This window comes from Donghicola sp., from assembly GCF_025210255.1.
In the GTDB taxonomy this organism is placed as follows: domain Bacteria; phylum Pseudomonadota; class Alphaproteobacteria; order Rhodobacterales; family Rhodobacteraceae; genus Donghicola; species Donghicola eburneus.
Window position 1 is genome coordinate 109,295 of record NZ_JAOARZ010000019.1, and the last position, 20,889, is coordinate 130,183.

The 20,889-nt window shown below is 60.1% G+C and carries 17 protein-coding genes and 4 tRNA genes; 7 read left to right on the forward strand and 14 right to left on the reverse strand.

The window, feature by feature from the left end; genetic code table 11:
- Window positions 1–22: 22 nt before the first annotated feature.
- Window positions 23–784 (reverse strand): adenosylcobinamide-GDP ribazoletransferase, encoded by a 762-nt coding sequence (gene cobS / locus N4A58_RS06380; protein WP_293708433.1) that lies wholly within the window; start codon window positions 782–784, stop codon window positions 23–25.
- A 70-nt stretch (window positions 785–854) separates the two neighbouring features.
- Here cobS and cobT point away from each other — a divergent pair, with 70 nt between their 5' ends.
- Window positions 855–1,865, forward strand: coding sequence for a nicotinate-nucleotide--dimethylbenzimidazole phosphoribosyltransferase (gene cobT / locus N4A58_RS06385; RefSeq protein ID WP_293708434.1), 1,011 nt, complete (start codon window positions 855–857; stop codon window positions 1,863–1,865).
- Between the two features lie 36 nt (window positions 1,866–1,901).
- Here the strand turns inward: cobT and N4A58_RS06390 are convergent, their stop codons facing one another.
- Together N4A58_RS06390 and N4A58_RS06395 are read right to left on the reverse strand one after the other, a co-directional pair.
- Entirely contained in the window at window positions 1,902–3,785 is a 1,884-nt protein-coding gene (locus N4A58_RS06390) for a monovalent cation:proton antiporter-2 (CPA2) family protein (protein ID WP_072705854.1), read from the reverse strand.
- Between the two features lie 130 nt (window positions 3,786–3,915).
- The gene (locus tag N4A58_RS06395; RefSeq protein WP_293708435.1) at window positions 3,916–6,192 is read right to left on the reverse strand and encodes a hypothetical protein; all 2,277 of its coding nucleotides are present in this window, start codon (window positions 6,190–6,192) and stop codon (window positions 3,916–3,918) included.
- 164 nt (window positions 6,193–6,356) lie between these two features.
- Between N4A58_RS06395 and N4A58_RS06400 the strand changes: the two genes are divergently transcribed.
- Window positions 6,357–7,052, forward strand: coding sequence for an SIMPL domain-containing protein (locus tag N4A58_RS06400; protein WP_293708436.1), 696 nt, complete (start codon window positions 6,357–6,359; stop codon window positions 7,050–7,052).
- A 132-nt stretch (window positions 7,053–7,184) separates the two neighbouring features.
- On the opposite strand, the gene N4A58_RS06405 is transcribed toward N4A58_RS06400, so the two are convergent.
- Together N4A58_RS06405 and N4A58_RS06410 are read right to left on the reverse strand one after the other, a co-directional pair.
- Entirely contained in the window at window positions 7,185–8,168 is a 984-nt protein-coding gene (locus N4A58_RS06405; protein ID WP_293708437.1) for a hypothetical protein, read from the reverse strand.
- Window positions 8,169–8,281: 113 nt separating this feature from the next.
- A tRNA-Tyr gene (locus N4A58_RS06410) sits at window positions 8,282–8,365 on the reverse strand.
- 114 nt (window positions 8,366–8,479) lie between these two features.
- Between N4A58_RS06410 and rlmB the strand changes: the two genes are divergently transcribed.
- The 3 genes from rlmB to N4A58_RS06425 all read left to right on the forward strand — a co-directional run bounded on the left by rlmB (window position 8,480) and on the right by N4A58_RS06425 (window position 10,158).
- Window positions 8,480–9,259 carry a 23S rRNA (guanosine(2251)-2'-O)-methyltransferase RlmB gene (gene rlmB, locus N4A58_RS06415; protein ID WP_293708438.1) on the forward strand — a complete coding sequence of 260 codons (780 nt, stop codon included), beginning with the start codon at window positions 8,480–8,482 and terminating at the stop codon, window positions 9,257–9,259.
- Window positions 9,260–9,337: 78 nt separating this feature from the next.
- On the forward strand, window positions 9,338–9,547 hold the full coding sequence (locus N4A58_RS06420) for a hypothetical protein (RefSeq protein ID WP_072705859.1): 210 nt from the start codon (window positions 9,338–9,340) through the stop codon (window positions 9,545–9,547).
- 191 nt (window positions 9,548–9,738) lie between these two features.
- Window positions 9,739–10,158, forward strand: coding sequence for a CoA-binding protein (locus N4A58_RS06425; protein ID WP_293708439.1), 420 nt, complete (start codon window positions 9,739–9,741; stop codon window positions 10,156–10,158).
- Here the strand turns inward: N4A58_RS06425 and N4A58_RS06430 are convergent, their stop codons facing one another.
- The 3 genes from N4A58_RS06430 to hisA form a co-directional block, all read right to left on the reverse strand.
- Window positions 10,159–10,470, reverse strand: a complete 312-nt coding sequence (locus tag N4A58_RS06430; RefSeq protein ID WP_293708440.1) for a phosphoribosyl-ATP diphosphatase — start codon at window positions 10,468–10,470, stop codon at window positions 10,159–10,161. It abuts the gene before it with no gap.
- Window positions 10,467–11,228, reverse strand: coding sequence for an imidazole glycerol phosphate synthase subunit HisF (gene hisF / locus N4A58_RS06435; RefSeq protein WP_293708441.1), 762 nt, complete (start codon window positions 11,226–11,228; stop codon window positions 10,467–10,469). Before hisF ends, N4A58_RS06430 begins: the two co-directional genes overlap by 4 nt.
- Before the next feature lie 78 nt (window positions 11,229–11,306).
- On the reverse strand, window positions 11,307–12,023 hold the full coding sequence (gene hisA / locus N4A58_RS06440) for a 1-(5-phosphoribosyl)-5-[(5-phosphoribosylamino)methylideneamino]imidazole-4-carboxamide isomerase (RefSeq protein ID WP_293708442.1): 717 nt from the start codon (window positions 12,021–12,023) through the stop codon (window positions 11,307–11,309).
- A 141-nt stretch (window positions 12,024–12,164) separates the two neighbouring features.
- On the opposite strand from hisA, the gene N4A58_RS06445 reads away from it, so the two are divergent.
- A complete protein-coding gene (locus N4A58_RS06445) occupies window positions 12,165–12,542 on the forward strand; it encodes a DUF2147 domain-containing protein (RefSeq protein WP_072705864.1) in 378 nt (125 codons plus the stop codon).
- A 96-nt stretch (window positions 12,543–12,638) separates the two neighbouring features.
- On the opposite strand, the gene hisH is transcribed toward N4A58_RS06445, so the two are convergent.
- The 6 genes from hisH to N4A58_RS06475 form a co-directional block, all read right to left on the reverse strand.
- On the reverse strand, window positions 12,639–13,277 hold the full coding sequence (hisH, locus tag N4A58_RS06450) for an imidazole glycerol phosphate synthase subunit HisH (protein WP_293708443.1): 639 nt from the start codon (window positions 13,275–13,277) through the stop codon (window positions 12,639–12,641).
- Window positions 13,277–13,864 carry an imidazoleglycerol-phosphate dehydratase HisB gene (gene hisB, locus N4A58_RS06455; protein WP_177158474.1) on the reverse strand — a complete coding sequence of 196 codons (588 nt, stop codon included), beginning with the start codon at window positions 13,862–13,864 and terminating at the stop codon, window positions 13,277–13,279. Before hisB ends, hisH begins: the two co-directional genes overlap by 1 nt.
- Window positions 13,865–13,961: 97 nt before the next feature.
- Window positions 13,962–14,036: transfer RNA gene (locus N4A58_RS06460), tRNA-Gly, on the reverse strand.
- A gap of 24 nt (window positions 14,037–14,060) precedes the next feature.
- A tRNA-Gly gene (locus tag N4A58_RS06465) sits at window positions 14,061–14,135 on the reverse strand.
- A 35-nt stretch (window positions 14,136–14,170) separates the two neighbouring features.
- Window positions 14,171–14,245: transfer RNA gene (locus N4A58_RS06470), tRNA-Gly, on the reverse strand.
- A 181-nt stretch (window positions 14,246–14,426) separates the two neighbouring features.
- Window positions 14,427–17,870, reverse strand: a complete 3,444-nt coding sequence (locus N4A58_RS06475) for a pyruvate carboxylase (RefSeq protein ID WP_293708444.1) — start codon at window positions 17,868–17,870, stop codon at window positions 14,427–14,429.
- Window positions 17,871–18,276: 406 nt separating this feature from the next.
- On the opposite strand from N4A58_RS06475, the gene N4A58_RS06480 reads away from it, so the two are divergent.
- Window positions 18,277–20,682: an ATP-dependent helicase gene (locus tag N4A58_RS06480; protein ID WP_293708445.1), complete on the forward strand. Its 2,406-nt coding sequence runs from the start codon at window positions 18,277–18,279 to the stop codon at window positions 20,680–20,682.
- The last annotated feature ends 207 nt before the right edge of the window (window positions 20,683–20,889 follow it).

Genomic DNA, 20,889 nt, shown 5'->3' on the forward strand with positions numbered 1-20,889 from the left:
GAGGTGGCGCAGGTGGGTATTTTTACCAAGAAAGAGAGGAGGACGCGGCGAGGGCGATAAGCGCGATGATCTCTGTCAGCTGCTGAGAGGCGCCTAGAATGTCTCCGGTTTGCCCGCCGATCTTCTTAATGGCGATGGCGGCCCAGAAGAGGGCGGTCAGGCCCGCGATAAGGCATGGGATGGGGCCAAGTATGGGCAATGCGATGACCAGGCCGAGAGCAACGGAGGTGATGGCTGTCAGGCGCGAAGGCGCACCGACAGCACTAGAGAGACCGCTTTTGCGTGCGTTGGGAAGGAAGGCCATGAGCGGGGCCATGGCGCTGCGGCTCAGGGCGCCAAGAGCCGTGAGCAGAAAGATTGGGTTTGAAGCGCCAATCACAATAGAGAGCAGCGCAGTTCGCCAGATCAGCGATAAGGCTATGGCGATGACGCCGTAAGCGCCAGTGCGGCTGTCCTTCATGATTTCGAGCCGGCGTTCGGTGGTCCAGCCGCCCCAAAGCCCGTCGGCGCTGTCGGCGAGGCCGTCTTCGTGCATGGCGCCCGTGATGATCACGGATGTGGTCAGTGCTCCGATTGCTTGAATCATCGGAGGCAGGCCAAGTGACCCAAGGCCCCACGCAACCGTGCCTGCAACCGCACCGAGGATCGCACCAGCTAGTGGATAGGCCCAAGTGGCGCGCGCAGACCGTGATGTGGCGCGTTCTGTATCGACGCGCACGGGGATACGCGACATAAGGCCCATTGCGGCCGGTAGGTCTTGCCAGTGAAAGAAAGGCTGTGTCATGGGCACGTCGCTGGTTGAGGCGGATTGGCGTTACATATCGGCTTTGGCACACGAATCAACAGGGGGGCCTATGGGACAGACCGAAACCTTTGCGGCTGAAATGACCGCAGCTCTGCAGGCAGCACAGGGACCAAGCGCAGCGGCGCAGGCAGAGGCATCCGCGCGTAACGACGTGCTGACCAAGCCTCCGGGTGCTTTGGGTCGTCTTGAGGATCTGGCGATTTGGTACGCCAGCTGGCGCGGGAATGCGCGCCCAGAGATCAAGGCACCTCAGGTCATCATCTTTGCCGGCAACCACGGGGTTGTGGCGCAGGGAATCTCCGCGTTTCCGCCTGAAGTGACTGTGCAGATGGTGGCCAACTTCGAGGGAGAAGGAGCGGCGATCAACCAGTTGGCCAAGCTGCATGGCGCCGAGATGGCGGTCGTGTCACTGGAACTGGACCGCCCGACGGCAGACTTCACGCAGGGCCCTGCGATGGATGCAAAGGATTTGGATGCTGCGCTCAAAGCAGGCTGGGATGCTGTGAACCCCAAGTCGGATCTGCTGGTTGTGGGCGAAATGGGGATCGGCAACACCACGGCGGCGGCCGCGATTGCTCTGGCGCTCTTTGGGGGCGAGGCGGCGGATTGGGTCGGACGGGGCACCGGCCTTGACGATGCAGGAGTCGCGCGCAAAGCCGAGGTGATCGCCAAGGCGCTGCAGGTCAATGCGCCTCAAGGGCCTATGGAGGTCTTGCGCTGCGTCGGTGGCCGAGAGATTGCGGCGATGGCTGGTGCCATGGCCCGAGCGCGGGTGGAGGGCATTCCGGTCATTCTTGACGGCTTCATCTGCTGCTCTGCGGCAGCGGTGCTGGACCGATTGGTCGAGGGCGCGCTCGATCACTGCGTCGCAGGCCATCAGAGCGCCGAGGCGGCGCATGGGCGCGTGCTGACGGCTCTGGGCAAAGAACCTCTCTTGTCGCTCGGCTTGCGTCTGGGAGAGGGGTCGGGCGCTGCCTTGGCCATCGGTGTGCTGAAAGGGGCGATCGCCTGCCATTCGGGTATGGCATCCTTTGCCGAGGCTGGCGTGAGCGACGGCTAAAAACACAAGCACTCGATGGGTTAGAGGAGGCGTCCCTTAGGACGCCTTTTTCTTTGCCTCGGCCTGCGACTCAAGTTGCGCAAGCAGGTTTGTTTCCAGCTCTTTTTCCAATTCGCGGGCGCGGGCGATGTAGGGCTCGTTTTCGATCGAAGGCACGTCCGGATTCCACAGTTTGGCCAACTCGCTCACGGTATAGCGGTCATGGTGGTAGAACACTTTTTGCGCTTCGGCGGCCTCGAACTCTGTCATGCCAAGGTTCTCTAGCACATAGCGCCCCGCCCGGAGCGAGCTGTCGAACATCTCGCGCACGATGTCGTTCGCGCCAGCAGCGTAGAGCGAATAGACGTGGTTGCGGTCATGGGCGCGGGCGATGATGTGCAGGTCGGGTTGGTGTTTACGTGCATAGGCGACAAGCTTGGTGGTTGATGCGGGATCATCCAGTGCGACGACCAGAATGCGGGCCTCGTTCAACCCGGCAGCCCGTAGCAGGTCGGGGCGTGTGGGGTCGCCAAAGAACCCCTTAAATCCAAATTTGCGCATAAGTTGGATGGTTTGAATGTCGTGATCGATCACCACAGTCTTGTAGCCGCAGGACTGCACGAGACGGTTGACGATCTGCCCAAAGCGCCCGATGCCCGCAATGATTACGGGGCCTTTGTCGTCGATTTCGTCCTCGACGATCGGGGCGGCCATCGCGTTCGCGCCACGTGCTTTGCGCTCGAAAATGATGAAGAGCAGGGGCGTGATCAGCATGGTTAAGGCGACCACAAGCAAGAACACCTGCCCCTGAGCGTTGTTCAGAGCCCCAGTCTGGGTCGAGAAAGAGACCAGAACAAACCCGAATTCACCGGCCTGCGCGAGTCCAAGGGTAAACAGCCAGCGCCCTCTGGGGCGCAGCCGGAACAGACGCGCGATTATGTAGAGGATGGTGCCCTTCACCAACAGAACGGTTAGTGCCATCCCGATGATCGTCAGGGGTTTGGCAAACAGAAGGCCAAAGTTGATCCCTGCGCCCACGGTGATGAAAAAGAGCCCCAAGAGCAGCCCCTTGAAGGGCTCTAGGTCGCTTTCCAGTTCGTGGCGAAATTCGGTGTTGGCCAGCACCACACCGGCCAAGAAGGTGCCAAGCGCGGGCGACAGGCCCACCATCGTCATCAAAAGGCCAATGCCCACCACGATCAGCAGGGCAAGCGCGGTATACATCTCGCGCAGTTTGGCGGAGTGTATATAGCGGAAGACGGGTCGCGTCAGGTAGATGCCGGTCAAGATAATCGCGACGACCGCGCCCAAGGTCACGAGTGTCACGCCCCAGCCGGGCAGACCGTCCACTAGGCTGATCGCGTGGTGGCCCGCCTCTTCGGGGCGGGGGATCTGGATCGAGCCATCCTCGGCAAAGCCAGGCCCTTGGGCCAGTGCAAGCAGCGGCAGGACAGCCAACATCGGGATCACTGCGATATCTTGGGTTAGCAGGACCGAAAATGTCGCGCGCCCGCCGTTTGTCTGCACCAACCCCTTTTCCGTGAGGGTCTGCAGCACGATCGCAGTAGAGGACAGGGACAGCACCATGCCCCCCGCAAGCGCGGTTTGCCACTCGTACCCCATCCAGATGCCGATTCCTGTAAAGGCCGCGGTTGTCAGGGTAATCTGCAATCCGCCCATGCCGATCAGCTTGTGCCGCATGTTCCACAGGGCGCGGGGCTCTAGTTCTAGACCAATCAGAAAGAGCATTACGACGACGCCGTATTCTGCAAAATGTTGCAGGTCCTTGGTCTCTGATCCGACGATGCCCATGACGGGCCCGATGATGATGCCTGCCGCGATGTATCCCAGTACCGATCCCAGCCCCAAGCGGGCGGCAAACGGGACTGCGATCACTGCAGCGACCAGATAAATCATGATGTCTAAGAGGATGACGTCCATTGGCGGCGGAATTCCATATCTGCAATGGCTCTAGTTTACGGCCTGCGCGCGGCTTTGCCAGTGCTGCCCCGCATATGTGCAAGGAATCTATGCTAAAGTGTGATGGCGTAGTGTCGCGGCTGCGGTGGAACTACCCTTGGGGCATCTCCAGAACGATATTCCGCCCGCCTTTGACCAGTCGGATTGCATCCGAACTGATCGAGGTGACTTGGCTGCCGTCCACGCGGTCGCCGACCTTGACCTTTTTGAAGCGGCCATTGGGCAGGCGGACCAGCGCACGGCGGCTGGACTCGGACCCGTAGACTCCGATCAGGTTCAGCTTGCGCATGGCCAGAACGTTGCTTTCAGTCGCGGCTTTGGCAACAGACGCTTTGGATGGGATCGAGGGCTGCGCAGATTTGCGTGGTGCGGCCGAGGCAACCTGCGTCTGGGGGGCAGGCTTGCTGCTCTCGACAATCTTGCCAAAGCCCTGCGGGCGCGCCTTGGGCACCAGCGAGGCTGTGGCCAGCGCGTCATCGACCGCACGCTGTACAGGTTCGCTCAGGCCCGCTGTCGAGCCACCAGAGGCTTCGCGGAGGGCGTCCATGACCGCGGTGGCAGTTTCGGCTTGATCGACACTGGCCAGCGTAACGCTCTCGGGAACCAGATCAGCGGGGCGGGCCTGCGGTCGGGCCATCGCGATCTCTGCCATGGTACGGCCGCCAAAGCGTGCACGCTCAAACCGTTCGGCCAGATCTGTCGGACGCGCGCTGGGGCGCAGTTTGTATTCGGGTTGCTCTGCGAGCTCGGCTTCTTCCTCTGAGGCCTCTTCCTCGGTTGGGGTCAGGTCAGGGCGCTCTGGCGGAATGACGGGCGGATTGCCCAAAAAGACCCGATATCCCCCCGGCGCGAGTGTTCCTTCGGGTGTGGGCACAACGAGACCGTCCTCGCCCAAGTCGAAGCGGTGTTCGGCGGCCGTGGGCAAAGACTGTCGCGGGGGCAGCTCGTCAAGGGCTAGTACATCCGTATCAGGCAAAGACACGGCATCGAGCGAGGGCACCGCGCGGTCGAGCGACGGCACATAGGCGTCATGGTCATCCGCGAAAGTCGGCAGTTCAGGTGGCGTCGGGGCCATCGCATAGACGCCCGTACGGTCGTAAATGCCCTGCAACTCTTCTTTGGTCAGGATGAATGGATCGGGGGTCTCTTCTGGTGCAGGCTCTGGCTGCGCAAGTGCGGGCAGTTCCGGCAACAGATCCGACGGCGCGCCATTCATCGCCAGCGTTTCGTCCACTTGGGCCGAGGACGGGGCAGGAGTCGACAAATCATCGCTCAGGGCGGCCATCGCCTCTGGCTCGTCTTCCAACTCTGCAATGTCGAGCTCAGAAGCCGGGACGGGCGTTATCGGAATGACAACCTCGGTTTCAGCCACTTGCTCGGGGGCGGCACCGATAAGAAGGGTCGCGGTGGCCCCCACAGCCCCCATGATCACGACAACAGCAGCAGTGGCGAGCATCCCGAGCTTTGCGGGCTCTTGATTGCTTGGCAGGGGCAGCTTGGACGAGGCCAGCATGCCGCCGATCACTGTAAACATCCCCGGGGTGCTGCTTTTGCGCTCGGCTTTCAGTTTGGCAGAGCGGTCGGTATTGGGCGCCTTGGGGACAAAGCGTTGTGCCGTGAGAGTCGCTGCGCTCAGGTCGGGCGTGATCTCTGCGGGTTCTTCGGGGGTTGTGACCTCGGTAAAGGGTGCCTCGGCTTGATCTTCGCGCGCCTTGGTCGCCGTGGCCATGCCGATCAGGCCGCTGTCATCCGAGGTATCATCGAAATCAGGCAGCGGGATTTTATCGTCCACCGTCTGGATCGGATCGACCTTGGGCTCGGCTTTGCCGACAATCGAAATCAGTTCATAGTCTCGGCGGACTTCTTCGCCCTTGGGCATGACCTCGCGCGCATGGAGTGAGGTCCCCAGATAGGGCTCGACCGGATAATTTGCATCTGGGGCAGGAATGGCGGCAAAAGAATAGGGTTGGAACCCGTGTTCCAGTGCAAAGGCCTCTGCCTCGTCCAACGTCTCGTGCGCGACGGCTGCAATCGAAATATCGCCGTTGTGCAGACGCACGCAGTCAAAGCTAAGCTGCTCAACCTTGTAGGGCGTTGCCCCCTCTAGATGGACGCGGGCCATGCTGCGCTCTGCGCCGTTGGGCACGTTCGACACGGTCAGATAGCGGATCTGTTCGTCGGGAATGATGACCTTGCAGTGCAGCCCCTCGGGGGCCAGTTGCTCTGCCTTTGCGCGCAGCTCGCCTAGGGCAGCGGGCATGTCCGGATCGTCCAGTGCGACCTCTCCGACAAGCAGCCAACCGCTATCCGCCCGCTGCAGCAGGCGAATTCCGTGAAAACTTAGCGAAAGCGCAAAATTTGTAATCATGCTTCAGTCATACCACCCACCCACCTGTGCGGGTAGCTTCGCCCAAGAGTGTGCCTCAGGATACAGCAGGAAACCGCTTAGAGAAAGACAATATACCTAAAGGGTACTTCGCAAGACCGTGCGCGCACCCCATCTTGGAAGACAGCAAAAAGAGGAGTGGCTGAATGCAATATCTCAGGACTGTAGCGGGCGCGGCGATGATCGCGATGTTGCCTGCTTGGGTGCAAGCCGCAACCATTCACGTGACCGGCACAGGCACAGTCGTTGCAGAGCCGGATATGGCCGTGATCACTTTGGGCGTGTCCGAAGAGAACCGCGAAGCATCCGAGGCGATGGAGCGTGTCTCGGCCAAAGTCGCCGAGATCCTAGAGGCCCTTGAGCTGGCAGGGATCGCCGCGCGGGACGTGCAAACCCAGAATATTTCGGTGAATCCGGTATGGAATAACAACGCGGTGGAGCGCAAGATCAGCGGGTTCGAGGCAACGAATACGGTCGCGGTGCGGGTTCGCGTGCTCGATAGCCTTGGGTATGTGATTGACCGCGTTCTGGACAAGGGCGCCAACCGGATGCACGGGCTGAGCTTTCAGCTGACTGACGACACCGAATTGATGGCAGAGGCGCGGCGTGCAGCGGTGCAGGATGCGATGTCCAAAGCACAGCTCTATGCAGAGGCTGCGGGTGTTACGCTGGGCTCGGTTCAGTCTATCGAAGAGACCGGAAATATGCGCGAGTTGGGCCGGATGGACATGGCAATGATGGCAGCTCCGAAGGGGGCACCAGTTGCAAAAGGCGAACTGACTCAGACGGCAACGGTGTCGATGGTTTTCGAGATTGCGGAGCCTGCGGGCGGCTTGGAATAGCAAACCTGTGAAACAGCGCTGCGTTCGTCTGCAAACTCAGCTTACCGATGTAAAATTTTTGTCAGCTTAGGGCGCGGAGTAGGGCAATTTTCTGCCCCGCTCTGCGCGAATAATGTCGAATCGTCACAGCGATTAGCGCATCCAGAAGCCTTCTTTCTTGATGCGGTTGCGAATGGCCTGTTCTTTGCGGGGCAGAGCATCGCGATCGAAGAGAGCACGGACCTTGGCGCCGCGACCCTGATAGATCATCCGCTTGATCGGATCGTACTGTTTTAGCACCTTCTTCAGCTTGTTCGGCGCTGTGACGGTTTCCAGCGTCTCGATCACCTTGTCGCTCTCTCGGGCGTAGGCCAGCGGCAGGACGCGGTAATGGCAGGTGGTTTTGCCATCAAGCCAGCCGTCCTCCAGCGCGCCAAAACCGCCGCCAAAGCTGTGTAGAACCAACGGCAAGGCTATCTGATCGAGCCACGGCCAGATTTCTTGACACACCAGCTCTGCGGGTGGGTTGTCGCGGATGCCGGTCGCGATCTCCATAAAACGGGCACCAAAGGCCGCCGCATCGCGGTAATAGAAAAAGCCGGCGTTGAAGTAGGGGTACCGCCGCCAGAACTCTTCTGGGTAGCTGGTGTCCTCTGCCGTGCTCAGATCCAGCCCATACTGCGTATAAAGCGCGTTCCATGTGTCGTGATAGCCGGGGCCATAGAGTTCAATCTTTGGCCACGTAGACTCGCGCCGCATGGAGGCTGCGGGCCGATCGAAGTCAAAGGGCACATCGGTGATCTCGTCCAAGACCAGCGTGTCGGTGTCAAAGAACACAAACGGCTTGTCTGTCGGGACCTCTTTCAGGCACTCGATCTTATTGGCATTAGGGTAGCCGTGTCCGAAATTCTGGTTCTCGAATGGCAGGATTTCTGCGTTCAGCGATTCCAGTGCTTCGCGGACGGCGGGTCGGATGCGCGGGTCGCCATTCCACTTGGGACCGGGCTGCGGTTCGGCAACCAGAAGGCGCCCCTTGAATTTGGGGCTCTTGGCGCGGAGCGAGGCGGCAAAGATCAGGGCCTCGAATTCGAGACGTCCGGACTGCGCAACAATGACGATGTTAAAATCTTTGGTCATGGACCCTCGAAAAACCTTAAACACACCTGAACTATAGGCGGGTCAAACCCATTGAAAAAGAGGCGTTTTATTTTTTCGGAGGTTAGGTCCCAACCACTCTCTCAGAAGGAGAATGGTGGGCGACCCTGGAATCGAACCAGGCATGGGTCTCCCCGGCGGAGTTACAGTCCGCTGCCGCACCTTGCAGCTCGTCGCCCTGACGTGGGGCGCTGTCTAACCCCGCCCTAGGGGGGCGTCAACAGGAAAATCTCTTGTATCTCGAAGAAAGCGTAGGCAGTTAGGCAGGCATCAGAAAACAAAGGGCCAAAGCCATGAAAAAACCGAAGTGGGTCGTGGAAAAAGAGCAGTCCAAGCGCGCTGCCTCGAAGGAAACGGTATGGCTCTTTGGATTGCATGCCGTGCGCGATGCGCTCGAGAACCCGGCGCGCGTCAAACTGCGACTCGTGGTGACGCTGAATGCGCAGGCGAAACTGCAGGATGCGATCGACAAAGCGGGAATCACGCCCGAAGTGTCCGATCCTCGGAAGTTCGCCGCGCCCTTGGATCCACAGTCCGTGCACCAAGGCGCCGCGCTCGAGGTCAAGGCGCTGGACTGGGGTAAGCTCGAGGATATCTGCGTCGGTCAACCTGGCCGTGCGCCCCGTGTGGTGATGCTCGACCGCGTGTCGGACCCCCACAACGTGGGCGCCATCCTGCGAAGCGCAGAGGTGTTCGGTGCCTGTGCTGTGATCGCCCCAGCGCGCCATTCAGCGCCCGAGACCGGCGCACTGGCCAAAACTGCGAGCGGTGCACTAGAGCGCCAGCCTTATCTGCGCGTCGGCAACCTGTCCCAAGCGATGGAGCGTCTGCGCGACATGGGCTATCTGCTGCTGGGTCTCGATGGCACCGCAGATAAAACCATCGAAGAGGCTTTGGACGGCCAGTCCGACCGCCCTGTGGCATTGGTGTTGGGTGCCGAGGGGCCCGGCCTACGTGAAAAAACCCGCGAGACCTGCGACTCCTTGGTGAAAATTGCCTTTGCAGGTGATTTTGGCTCGCTCAACGTCTCAAACGCGGCGGCGGTCGCCCTATATGCCTCTCAGGAGAAATAAAACCAAGAGGACGCCACCATTCCAGAGCGCACGCATATCGTCACCTGTCCCTATTGCGGATCGAAGTCGACCTTCGCCTTGGCCAAGGGGGATCACGTTCACCTAACGTGTCACACATGCGGCGCTCCGGTCGAAGCGGAGCCAACGGAAAAAACGGCCAAAGCCAAGAAGGTGAAGCCGCCAAAGCCCGAATCGCCCAAGAAAGCGAAGAAGAAAAAGCGCAAAAATGGCCTGTTCGCGCGGGCAATTGAGGAGCTGTGGGATGAGGTTGAGGACTTTTTCGACTGATCTCACAGCTGGTTAGATGCGATCACAGCTTATTTACATGCTCTTTAACGCGCGAAATGCTCTCCTAAATTCATGTTTATCACGAGGCCGGAACCTTCGTGGTATCTTCACTGTCCCTCGTTCCGTACCTTCGCCCGAGAGCTTTTCCTCTCGGGCGTTTTTTATGCAGCCCCCAAAAATCAGGAGCGTTTATGCCTCAGACTGATGATCAGATCCGCGACATATTGACCAGCGCACAGACAATTGCCTTGGTCGGCGCTTCGCAGAATACGGCGCGCCCCAGCTATCAGGTCGGAGAGTTTCTGACAGGGCAGGGCTATCGCGTGATCCCCGTGAACCCCGGTCTGGCGGGACAGAATCTGTTCGGGGAAACCGTGGTCGGCACACTGGCGGAGATCACAGATCCCGTGGACATCGTGGATGTGTTCCGCGCGGGTGATGCGGTCCCTGCCATTGTGGCAGAGGCGCTGAAGCTCACAGGGCCGCGGACCATATGGCTGCAGCTGGGTGTGGACAGCGCCGAGGGCGTGGCACTGGCCCAAGAGAACGGCCTCAAGGTCGTTGAAAACCGCTGTCCCAAGATCGAGATGCCCCGACTCGGGATGGTCTGATTATTTGCGAGCGGCCTTTTCGGCGATGCCAGAGGTGCCTTCGCGGCGTTCCAGCTCGGCTTCGACGTCGGAAAGGTCCACGCCACGGGCACGAAGCATGACCAGTAGGTGATACATCACGTCCGCCGCTTCGCCAATCAGCTTCTCGCGGTCGTTTTTCACTGCCTCAATGATGGCCTCGACCGATTCCTCACCGAATTTCTCAGCACATTTCTCGGGGCCTTTGGACAGCAGCTTGGCAGTCCAGCTGGTGCTGGGGTCATCGCCGACGCGAGCGGCGATGGTGTCGTTCAGGCGGTGCAGAGCGCTCATGTCAGCCTCATCTCGATGCCCGCTGCGGCCATGTGCTCTTTTGCTTCGCGGATAGTGTAGTCGCCGAAGTGGAAGATCGAGGCTGCCAGAACCGCGCTTGCGTGGCCCTCGGTCACGCCCTCGACCAAGTGGTCCAGCGCGCCAACGCCGCCAGAGGCGATTACGGGCACATCCACCGCGTCTGCAATCGCGCGCGTCAGAGGCAGGTTGAAGCCAGAGCGCGTGCCATCCTTGTCCATGCTGGTCAGCAGGATTTCCCCTGCGCCTTTGGCGACGACGGTGCGGGCAAACTCGATGGCGTCGATGCCAGTGGGCTTGCGCCCGCCATGGGTAAAGATTTCCCAGCGGCCCGGTTCCACAGTTTTAGCGTCGATCGCGCAAATGATGCACTGGCTGCCGAACTGATCCGCCGCGCGGGCGATCACATCGGGATCCGCCACGGCGGCCGAGTTGAAGCTGACCTTGTCCGCGCCTGCCAACAACAAGGCCCGCACGTCCGCATTGGTCCGCACACCGCCACCGACGGTCAAAGGCACAAAGCATTGCTCTGCCGTGCGGGTCACCAGATCGTACATGGTGCCGCGGTTTTCGTGGGTCGCGTGAATGTCGAGGAAACAGATCTCGTCCGCGCCAGCGGCGTCATAGGCGCGCGCGGCTTCGACGGGGTCGCCCGCGTCAATCAGATCGACAAAGTTCACGCCTTTGACCACTCGGCCATCGGCAACGTCCAAACAGGGGATGATACGTGTCTTGAGCATGGGATTCTCTTAGGCGGTGGCGCGGGATGCGTCCAGCGGGGCCAAAGCAAAAGGGCCGCGCAGGGCGGCCCAATCCGATTATTTCAGCGCGGCGATGGCTTCTTTGAGGTCCAGAGCGCCGTCATACAGGGCACGGCCCGAGATCGCGCCAGAGATCACGCCCGTGTCGCGCAGAGCGGTCAGGTCAGCCAAGCTGGAGACGCCGCCCGACGCGATGACGGGGATCTGGACCGCGCGTGCCAATGCTTCGGTCGCCTCAATGTTCGGGCCTTGCATTGCGCCGTCGCGGTTGATGTCGGTGTAGATGATCGCCGCAACGCCTGCATCCTCAAAGGATTTCGCCAGATCGGTGACCATGACGTCGGTTTCTTCGGCCCAGCCTTTGGTGGCGACTTTGCCGTTGCGGGCGTCGATGCCCACGGCAACCTTACCGGGGAATTCCTTGGCGGCTTCTCGGACCAGATCGGGGTTTTCGACGGCGACGGTGCCAAGGATCACGCGGGCCAGACCCTTTTCGATCCAAGTCGCGATGGTTTTCATGTCGCGGATACCGCCACCCAACTGTGCGGGGACGTTCGTTTCGGCAAGGATCGCCTCGACTGCTGCGCCATTCACAGGCTCGCCCGCGAAGGCGCCGTTCAGGTCCACCAAGTGCAGCCATTCGCAGCCCGCATCCTCAAACGCTTTGGCTTGGGTGGCGGGGCTGTCCGAGAACACAGTCGCCTTGTCCATATCGCCGCGAAGAAGGCGAACGGCCTGTCCGTCTTTGAGGTCGATGGCGGGGTAAAGGATCATGGCGCGGGCTCCGGTCGATGCTGTCAGAATTTGGTCTGGCAAATGGCACGAGCTGGGGCGAAATGCAACGGACCTGACGTTAGGCTTGATTCGTTAGGCAGGCTCGCTCAGGCTGAGGCAACTCATTAGGAGGAGATGGGGATGAAGACGTTTATTCTGGCGCTGGCCATGGGGGTGGCAGGCGTCGCAGCGCAGGCTGAAGGTGTCTATGGCACCTGGCAGACCGAAACCAGCGATAAGGGCGCTTACCTACATGTGCGGGTGGGGCCCTGCGGTGAGAAGGTGTGCGGCGTGATCGACAAGGTGATTGGCGGTGACGAGAGCATCACCGGCAAGACAATCATCTGGGATATGGCGGACGCTGGGGGCGGCGCGTTCAACGGCGGCAAGATTTGGGCGCCGGATCAGGACAAGACTTACAAGAGTAAGATGGCGCTAGAGGGCAACGCTCTGATCGTATCGGGCTGTGTTCTGGGAGGCGCCATTTGCCGGTCCCAGAATTGGAGCCGTGTGAACTGATTTCGCATCTTTGGATGTGAGAGACCCCGCCGTGGTGTTGGCCGCGGCGGGGTTTTATTTGAGTATTTTTGCAAAGCAGAAAGGCTGACCGTCGTCTTAAGGTTTCCAGTTGAGGAAGTTGGCAATCAGGTGCAGGCCGATTTGTTGGCTTTTCTCGGGGTGGAACTGGAAGCCTAGCAAGTTGTCGCGGCCGACGATGGCGGTGACTTCGGTGCCGTAATCCACGTGGGCGAGGCGTTCTGTGGCGGTGTCCACAGTGAAGTGGTAGGAGTGCACGAAATAGGTGTGATCGCCCGTTTTCACGCCGTCAAAGACGGGGTGGGGGGTATCGATCACCAGATCGTTCCAGCCCATGTGCGGCACTTTAAGGGTGCTGTCGGTGGGTCGGATTTTGTCGACGGTGCCTGCGATCCAGTCAAAGCCCTTGGTCTCGGTGTATTCGAGCCCGCGGGTGGCTAGCATTTGCATGCCGATGCAGATCCCGAGGAAGGGTTTGCCCTGCTTGATGGCAACTTCCTCAATGGCTTCGAACAGGCCCGAGTGGTTGAAGAGCGCCTGTTGGCACGCGGGGAAAGCCCCGTCGCCGGGCAGAACGACGCGGTCGGCTTTGCGCACAACGTCGGGGTCGGCGGTGACGATGACAGGACCATGGCCCTGTTCTTGGGCCATTCGCTGGAACGCTTTTTCCGCCGAGTGCAGATTGCCGCTTTCGTAGTCGACGATCACCGTGGTCATCAGAGCGCGCCCTTGGTCGAGGGCAGGGCACCTGCAGCGCGGGGATCGGGCTCGACCGCTTGGCGCAGCGAGCGGGCGACGGCCTTGAACGCGGCTTCGGCGATGTGGTGGCTGTTGAACCCGTTTAGGCAGGCGATGTTCAGGGTGATGCCGCCGTGGGTGCTGAGCGCTTGAAAGAATTCGCGCACCAGTTCGGTGTCGAAGGTGCCGATCTTCTGGCTGGGGAAGGTCATGTCAAAGTGCAGGAAGGGGCGGTTCGACAGGTCGAGCGCCGCACGCACCAGCGTGTCGTCCATGGGCAGAAGGCAGCTGCCATAGCGGTTGATGCCCTTTTTGTCGCCGACCGCCTGCTTGATCGCCTGACCCAGCGCGATGCCGGTATCCTCGACCGTGTGGTGGTCGTCGATGTGCAGGTCGCCATTGGCGCGCGCGGTGATGTCGATCATCGAGTGGCGGGCCAGCTGCTCCATCATGTGGTCGAAAAAGCCCACTCCGGTCTTGATGTCATACTTGCCGGTGCCGTCCAGATCGACGGATACGCTGATCTGGGTTTCGGTGGTGTTACGGGTGATTTCGGCGCGTCGCATGGGCCCCTCCGTTAGAACTCGCGGCCTTGTAGCGCGATGCGGGGGCAAGGCCAAGCGGCCCGTGTCATGTTCTGTCGTCGGAAAGTTTTGGTCTGTATGGAGCGGGCGAGGCGATTCGAACGCCCGACCCTAACCTTGGCAAGGTTATGCTCTACCCCTGAGCTACGCCCGCACTCTCATACAGTCACTGGTTTTCTGGAGCGGGCGAGGCGATTCGAACGCCCGACCCTAACCTTGGCAAGGTTATGCTCTACCCCTGAGCTACGCCCGCTTCCTTGGGAAAACCGATCCCTATCTACCTTCTTCTGGAGCGGGCGAGGCGATTCGAACGCCCGACCCTAACCTTGGCAAGGTTATGCTCTACCCCTGAGCTACGCCCGCACCGTTGAAGGTGAGGCGCTGTTTAATGCTGTCCCGCAAAGGCTGCAAGAGGAAAAAGCGACCTTTTCTCAGGAAATTTCTATGGTCCGTTCGGACGCCTTGTTTTCCGGTGTTTTTCAAAGCCGGAATGAAAAAGGCGCGCCGTTTTGGGCGCGCCTAGATGTCATTCTTCAGGGCGGGATTACTCCAGTTCGACCAGTAGGTCCTTAGCGTCGATCTGGTCGCCCGGTTTGATGTGGACGGCTTTGACCACGCCGGATTTTTCAGCGTGCAGACCGGTTTCCATTTTCATCGCTTCGATGGTCAGGATCAGATCGCCGTCGTTGACCTTCTGGCCCGGTGTGACGCTAACCGAGGCGACGACACCCGGCATGGGGGCCCCGATGTGGTTGGCGTTGCCTGCTTCGGCCTTTGGGCGGACCGTGGTGGTCGCCTTGACCTTGCGGTCGGGCACGCGGATCACACGGGGCTGACCGTTCAGTTCGAAGAAGACCTTTACCTCGCCCTTGTCATCCGCTTCGCCAAGCGCTTGCAGGCGGATTTCGAGCGTTTTGCCGGGGTCAATCTCGACGCTGATCTCGTCGCCGGGCTCCATCCCGTAGAAGAAGCTGGAGGTCGGCAGAGTCCGCACAGGGCCATAGGTTTTGTGACGCGCCACGTAGTCGCTAAAGACCTTGGGATACATCAGGTAGCCATTCAGATCCTCGTCATCGAGGGTATCGTCGAGCTCCAGCTCCTTGGTCGCGGCCAAGCGGGTTTCCTCGATGTCGATCGGCTTGGCGCTCAGGCCAGGACGGTCTGTGTTCGGCTTTTCGCCCTTGAGCACCTTATTGATGATGCTGTCGGGGAAGCCACCCGGGGGCTGTCCCAGATTACCGCGCATCATATCCACGACCGAGTCGGGGAAGGCGATGTCGCGGTTCGGATCTTCGACATCCGCGCGGGTCAGGCCTTGGGAGACCATCATTAGCGCCATGTCACCGACCACCTTGGACGAGGGGGTCACTTTCACGATGTCGCCGAACATCTGGTTCACGTCCGCATAGGCGTGCGCGACCTCGTGCCACTTTTCCTCGAGGCCGAGGCTGCGGGCCTGCGCCTTGAGGTTGGTGAACTGACCGCCGGGCATCTCGTGCAGGTAAACCTCGGACGACGGCGACGCGAGGCCGCTTTCGAACGCGGCGTATTGCGCACGGACCTGTTCCCAATAGTCGCTGATCTGGCGTACGGCTTCGATGTCCAGACCAGTGTCGCGGTCGGAGTGACGCAGCGCTTCGACAATCGAGCCCAGAGCGGCCTGCGAGGTGCCGCCCGAGAACGCGTCCATGGCCGCATCGACCGCGTCGACGCCCGCTTCGGCGGCGGCCAGAATGGTCGCGCCCGCAATGCCGCTGGTGTCGTGGGTGTGGAAGTGGACGGGCAGGCCGACCTCTTCTTTCAGGGCTTTGATCAGGATGCGTGCTGCACCGGGTTTCAGTAGGCCCGCCATGTCCTTTAGGCCCAGAATATGCGCGCCAGCGGCTTTGAGCTCCTGCGCCATGGCCACGTAGTATTTCAGGTCGTACTTCGCACGGTCAGGGTTCAGGATGTCGCCGGTGTAGCAGACGGTACCTTCGAGGATCTTGTCGGTCTCGAGCACGGCGTCCATTGCGACACGCATGTTTTCAACCCAGTTCAGGCTGTCGAACACGCGGAAGATATCCACGCCGGTCTCAGCAGCCTGTTTGACAAAGAACTTCACGACGTTGTCGGGGTAGTTGGTGTAGCCCACACCGTTCGCCCCACGCAGCAGCATCTGGGTCAGCAGGTTGGGCATACGGGCGCGCAGGTCGCGCAGACGCTGCCACGGGCATTCCTGCAGGAATCGGTAGGCCACGTCGAACGTCGCACCGCCCCAGCATTCCACAGAGAACAGCTGTGGTAGGTTGTGCGCGTAGGCCGGCGCCACTTTGACCATGTCGAACGAACGCATGCGGGTCGCCAGCAAGGACTGGTGGCCGTCGCGCATGGTGGTGTCAGTCAGCAAGAGCTGCTTCTGCGCTGCCATCCAGTCAGCCACGGCCTGCGGGCCCTTTTCATCCAGCAGGGTTTTCGAACCGGCTGCAGGCGCATCAGCCAGCATTTGCGGCGCACGTGGGTTGATGTCCGAGCGGGGCTTCACGCGGCCTGCGGTTTCAGGGTGCCCGTTGACACTGATGTCCGCGATGTAGGTCAGAACCTTGGTGCCGCGGTCACGGCGGGCGCTGAAATCGAACAGTTCGGGCGTCGTGTCGATGAACTTGGTTGTGTATTCGTTCGACAGGAAGGTCGGGTGCTTCAGCAGGTTTTCCACGAACGCGATGTTGGTGGAGACGCCGCGAATCCGGAATTCGCGCAGCGCGCGGTCCATGCGGGCGATCGCGGCCTCGGGTGTTGGGGCCTTGGCGGTCACTTTGGTCAGCAGCGAGTCATAATAGCGTGTGATGACTGCGCCCGAATACGCCGTGCCGCCGTCCAGACGGATGCCCATACCGGTCGCCGAGCGATAGGTGGTGATCCGGCCATAGTCGGGGATAAAGTTATTCTGTGGGTCTTCGGTGGTCACGCGGCACTGCAGGGCGTGGCCAGTCAGTACGATGTCTTCCTGCTTGGACTTGCCGGTCGCCTCTTCCAGTGTCTTGCCTTCTGCGATCAGGATCTGAGCGCGGACGATGTCGATGCCGGTGACTTCTTCGGTGACGGTGTGCTCCACCTGAACGCGGGGGTTCACCTCGATGAAGTAGAAATTGCCCGAGTCCATATCCATCAGGAATTCGACGGTGCCGGCGCACTCATAGTTCACGTGGGCGCAGATTTTCTTGCCCAGTTCACATAGCTCGGTGCGCTGTTCTTCGGACAAGTAGGGGGCAGGGGCGCGCTCGACGACTTTTTGGTTGCGGCGCTGTACCGAGCAGTCCCGCTCCCACAGGTGGTAGATGCCACCGTGCTTGTCGCCAAGGATTTGAACCTCAACGTGACGAGCGCGAATGATCATCTTTTCCAGATAGCCTTCGCCGTTTCCGAATGCAGCTTCGGCCTCGCGGCGACCTTCGCTGACCTTGGTGGCCAGCTCGGATTCGGCCTCGATCGGGCGCATGCCGCGGCCACCGCCACCCCACGATGCCTTCAGCATCAGCGGGTAGCCAATCTCGGCGGCCTCTTTCTTGATCGCCTCCATGTCGTCACCCAGCACCTCTGTTGCGGGGATCACAGGAACACCGGCTTCGATCGCCACACGGCGGGCGCTGGCCTTGTCACCTAGGGCGCGCATGGTCTCGGCCTTGGGGCCGATAAAGGTGATGCCGTTCGCGGCGCAAGCCTCAACGAAATCGGGGTTTTCAGACAGCAGACCATAGCCCGGATGAATCGCGTCCGCGCCGCACTCTTTGGCGACTCGGATGATTTCGGGGATCGACAGATACGCTGCGACCGGGCCCATGCCTTCGCCAATGCGATAGGCTTCATCCGCTTTGAAGCGGTGAAGGCTCAGTTTGTCTTCTTCGGCATAGACGGCGACCGTCTTTTTGCCCATCTCGTTTGCGGCCCGCATCACGCGGATCGCGATTTCCCCCCGGTTCGCAATGAGGATCTTTTTGAATTCGGTCATAATTAGGTGTCCCGACACAGTCTCACAGGTTTTGCCACTCGCACGGCATTGAAGAGTGCGATCGCTAACTCCCCTGATAGCGATAACACTCCTTTAAAATCAGACAGCAAGCAGATGTTGCTGCATGTGCAGCGTGATAATTTTTCAGCGCCGCGCAAGTGCGAAATTTCACACACTTTCGGGTTTGCAGTGCGATACCGTTAACATACGCGTTATGGTGGTGGCGCTAAATGTTAGGTTTATCAGGCTGTTACAAAGGTAAACTTTGCAAGTTTGCTGATGGGGAATTATTTTTGAGTTTTGCAAGAATAATTGCAAAGTCAGCGGTGCGGGCAAGATGGAAAATTTGTGAACATTTTGGGAACACCTCTTTTCCTTGAGGCGGGGGCAGGCTATTTTGCCCGACATGAGCAGCTTTGATGAATACGATGCCTTCGAAGGCGCCTCCTTGTCCGCCCGTGCCATGGCCGCGCGGCCGTCGCCCTATCTGGACGATCTGAACCCCGCGCAACGCGAGGCAGTCGAGGCATTGGATGGCCCTGTCCTGATGCTTGCTGGCGCGGGCACGGGCAAAACCAAGGCGCTGACCTGCCGCATCGCCCATCTGCTGAACACCGGCCGCGCCCGCCCGAACGAGATTTTGTCGGTCACCTTCACCAACAAAGCCGCTCGCGAGATGAAGGATCGCGTGGGCCGTTTGATGGGCCAAGCGGTCGAGGGGATGCCGTGGCTTGGCACATTCCACTCCATCTGCGTGAAGCTGCTGCGCCGTCACGCCGAACTCGTGGGTCTGAAGTCGAATTTCACGATTCTGGACACGGACGACCAGATTCGCCTGCTGAAGCAACTTCTCAAGGCCTACAACATTGACGACAAACGCTGGCCGGCCCGTCAGCTGTCTGGCGTGATCGGCCATTGGAAGAATCGCTGCTGGCTGCCCGACCAGGTGCCAGGGGGGGAGGCTGCCGCATTCAATAACCGCGGGATCGAACTTTACAAAGCCTATCAGCAGCGCCTGCGCGAGCTGAACGCCGTCGATTTCGACGATCTGTTGCTGCACATGGTCACGATCTTTCAGCAGCATGCCGATGTGCTCGAGCAGTACCAACGCTGGTTCCGCTACATTCTGGTGGACGAGTATCAGGATACCAACGTGGCCCAGTACCTGTGGCTGCGGCTCTTGGCGCAAGGGCACCGGAACATCTGCTGCGTAGGGGATGACGACCAGTCGATCTACGGCTGGCGTGGGGCCGAGGTCGGCAACATTCTGCGGTTTGAAAAGGATTTCGACGGCGCCCATGTGGTGCGTCTGGAGCAGAACTACCGCTCGACGCCCCATATTCTGGCCGCCGCATCTAATGTGATCCGCGGCAACGAATCCCGTCTGGGCAAAGAGTTGTGGACCGACAAGGACGAGGGCGAAAAAGTCCGTCTGATTGGTCATTGGGACGGCGACGAAGAGGCTCGCTGGATTGGCGAGGAAATTGAAGCGCTTCAGCGCGGCACTCGTGGCCTACGCCCATATTCCTTGGACGAAATGGCGATTCTGGTCCGTGCTTCCCACCAGATGCGCGGGTTCGAAGACCGTTTTCTGACGATTGGCCTGCCTTATCGTGTCATCGGCGGCCCGCGCTTCTACGAGCGGCAGGAAATTCGCGATGCCATGGCCTATTTCCGCGTGGTGACGTCGAATGATGACGATCTGGCTTTTGAGCGGATTGTGAACACGCCGAAGCGCGGTCTTGGCGATAAGGCGCAGCAGAATATCCAGCAAACTGCGCGGCACCATGGGGTGTCCTTGGTCGAAGGTGCGCGGATCTTGCTGGACGAGAAGGGTATCGGTGGCAAAGGTGCCAAAGAGCTGCGCATCTTGCTCGATGGGATCGAGCGCTGGTCCGAGGTTGCTCGCACGCACACCAGCCGCGCTGTTCTTGACGACGATGAGGCGGTGATCGACGACGGCGGCGCGCGCACCTCCATGACTCATATGGAGCTGGCCGAAATCATTCTGGATGAGTCCGGCTACACAGCGATGTGGCAAAACGACAAAACGCCCGAGGCGCCAGGCCGATTGGAAAACCTGAAGGAACTGGTGAAGGCGCTGGAAAGCTTCGAAAACCTGCAGGGGTTTTTGGAGCATGTTAGCCTCGTCATGGACAACGAGTCTGATGCCGAGGGGGCAAAGGTGTCGATCATGACTCTGCACGCTGCCAAGGGTCTGGAGTTTCCAGCCGTGTTCTTGCCCGGTTGGGAGGATGGCCTGTTTCCGTCCCAGCGGGCGATGGATGAAAGCGGTCTGAAGGGCCTCGAGGAAGAGCGCCGTCTTGCCTATGTTGGAATCACCCGCGCCGAAGAGATTGCAACCATTAGCTTTGCGGGCAATCGCCGAGTCTATGGACAATGGCAGAGCCAGATGCCCTCTCGGTTTGTCGATGAATTGCCAGAGGAACATGTCGAGGTGCTTACCCCGCCTGGTCTATATGGCGGCGGGTATGGCGCGGCCAGTCCCATGTCGTCCCGTCTGGATGAGCGGGCCGCAAGCGCAGATGCGTATAATTCCCCCGGTTGGAAGCGCTTGCAGGAGCGCAGCGGGAGCCGTCCCGTCAGTCAACCACGCGAGTCCCGCGCACCGGTGATAGATGCGCAGGCCATCAGCAGTCACACGGTCGGCGAGCGTGTGTTCCACCAGAAATTTGGCTACGGTGAAATCATTGGGATTGAGGGCGATAAATTGGAGATCGCTTTTGACAAGGCCGGAACCAAGAAGGTCGTCGCCAAATTCGTGACGACACCGAACGACATCCCGTTCTAATGTGCCGCAGATCGGTACGTTATTGAGGTCGCCTTCGGGCGGCCTTTTTCATTTTCTGAAGTGAAAAATAAAAAAGCGGTGGCGCCAGGGAGGAGGAGAGGCGCCACCGCTAAAATACAGATGCTGCAGGGAGGAGGAGAGCAGCCTCTGATTTCGAATTAGGGTGCGGCGATATCCAGGGAGGAGGAGAGGATATCGCCGCTGATC

Coding starts and splice junctions, on each gene's coding strand:
- N4A58_RS06445 (WP_072705864.1), top strand. CDS start 12,165: ATGAAGACGTTTATTCTGGCGCTGGCCATGGGGGTGGCAGGCGTCGCA.
- N4A58_RS06395 (WP_293708435.1), bottom strand. CDS start 6,192: ATGATTACAAATTTTGCGCTTTCGCTAAGTTTTCACGGAATTCGCCTG.
- hisA (WP_293708442.1), bottom strand. CDS start 12,023: ATGATCCTTTACCCCGCCATCGACCTCAAAGACGGACAGGCCGTTCGC.
- N4A58_RS06430 (WP_293708440.1), bottom strand. CDS start 10,470: ATGAGCGCTCTGCACCGCCTGAACGACACCATCGCCGCTCGCGTCGGC.
- N4A58_RS06405 (WP_293708437.1), bottom strand. CDS start 8,168: ATGACCAAAGATTTTAACATCGTCATTGTTGCGCAGTCCGGACGTCTC.
- rlmB (WP_293708438.1), top strand. CDS start 8,480: ATGAAAAAACCGAAGTGGGTCGTGGAAAAAGAGCAGTCCAAGCGCGCT.
- N4A58_RS06390 (WP_072705854.1), bottom strand. CDS start 3,785: ATGGACGTCATCCTCTTAGACATCATGATTTATCTGGTCGCTGCAGTG.
- hisH (WP_293708443.1), bottom strand. CDS start 13,277: ATGACCACGGTGATCGTCGACTACGAAAGCGGCAATCTGCACTCGGCG.
- hisB (WP_177158474.1), bottom strand. CDS start 13,864: ATGCGACGCGCCGAAATCACCCGTAACACCACCGAAACCCAGATCAGC.
- N4A58_RS06400 (WP_293708436.1), top strand. CDS start 6,357: ATGCAATATCTCAGGACTGTAGCGGGCGCGGCGATGATCGCGATGTTG.
- N4A58_RS06425 (WP_293708439.1), top strand. CDS start 9,739: ATGCCTCAGACTGATGATCAGATCCGCGACATATTGACCAGCGCACAG.
- cobT (WP_293708434.1), top strand. CDS start 855: ATGGGACAGACCGAAACCTTTGCGGCTGAAATGACCGCAGCTCTGCAG.
- N4A58_RS06480 (WP_293708445.1), top strand. CDS start 18,277: ATGAGCAGCTTTGATGAATACGATGCCTTCGAAGGCGCCTCCTTGTCC.
- hisF (WP_293708441.1), bottom strand. CDS start 11,228: ATGCTCAAGACACGTATCATCCCCTGTTTGGACGTTGCCGATGGCCGA.
- cobS (WP_293708433.1), bottom strand. CDS start 784: ATGACACAGCCTTTCTTTCACTGGCAAGACCTACCGGCCGCAATGGGC.
- N4A58_RS06475 (WP_293708444.1), bottom strand. CDS start 17,870: ATGACCGAATTCAAAAAGATCCTCATTGCGAACCGGGGGGAAATCGCG.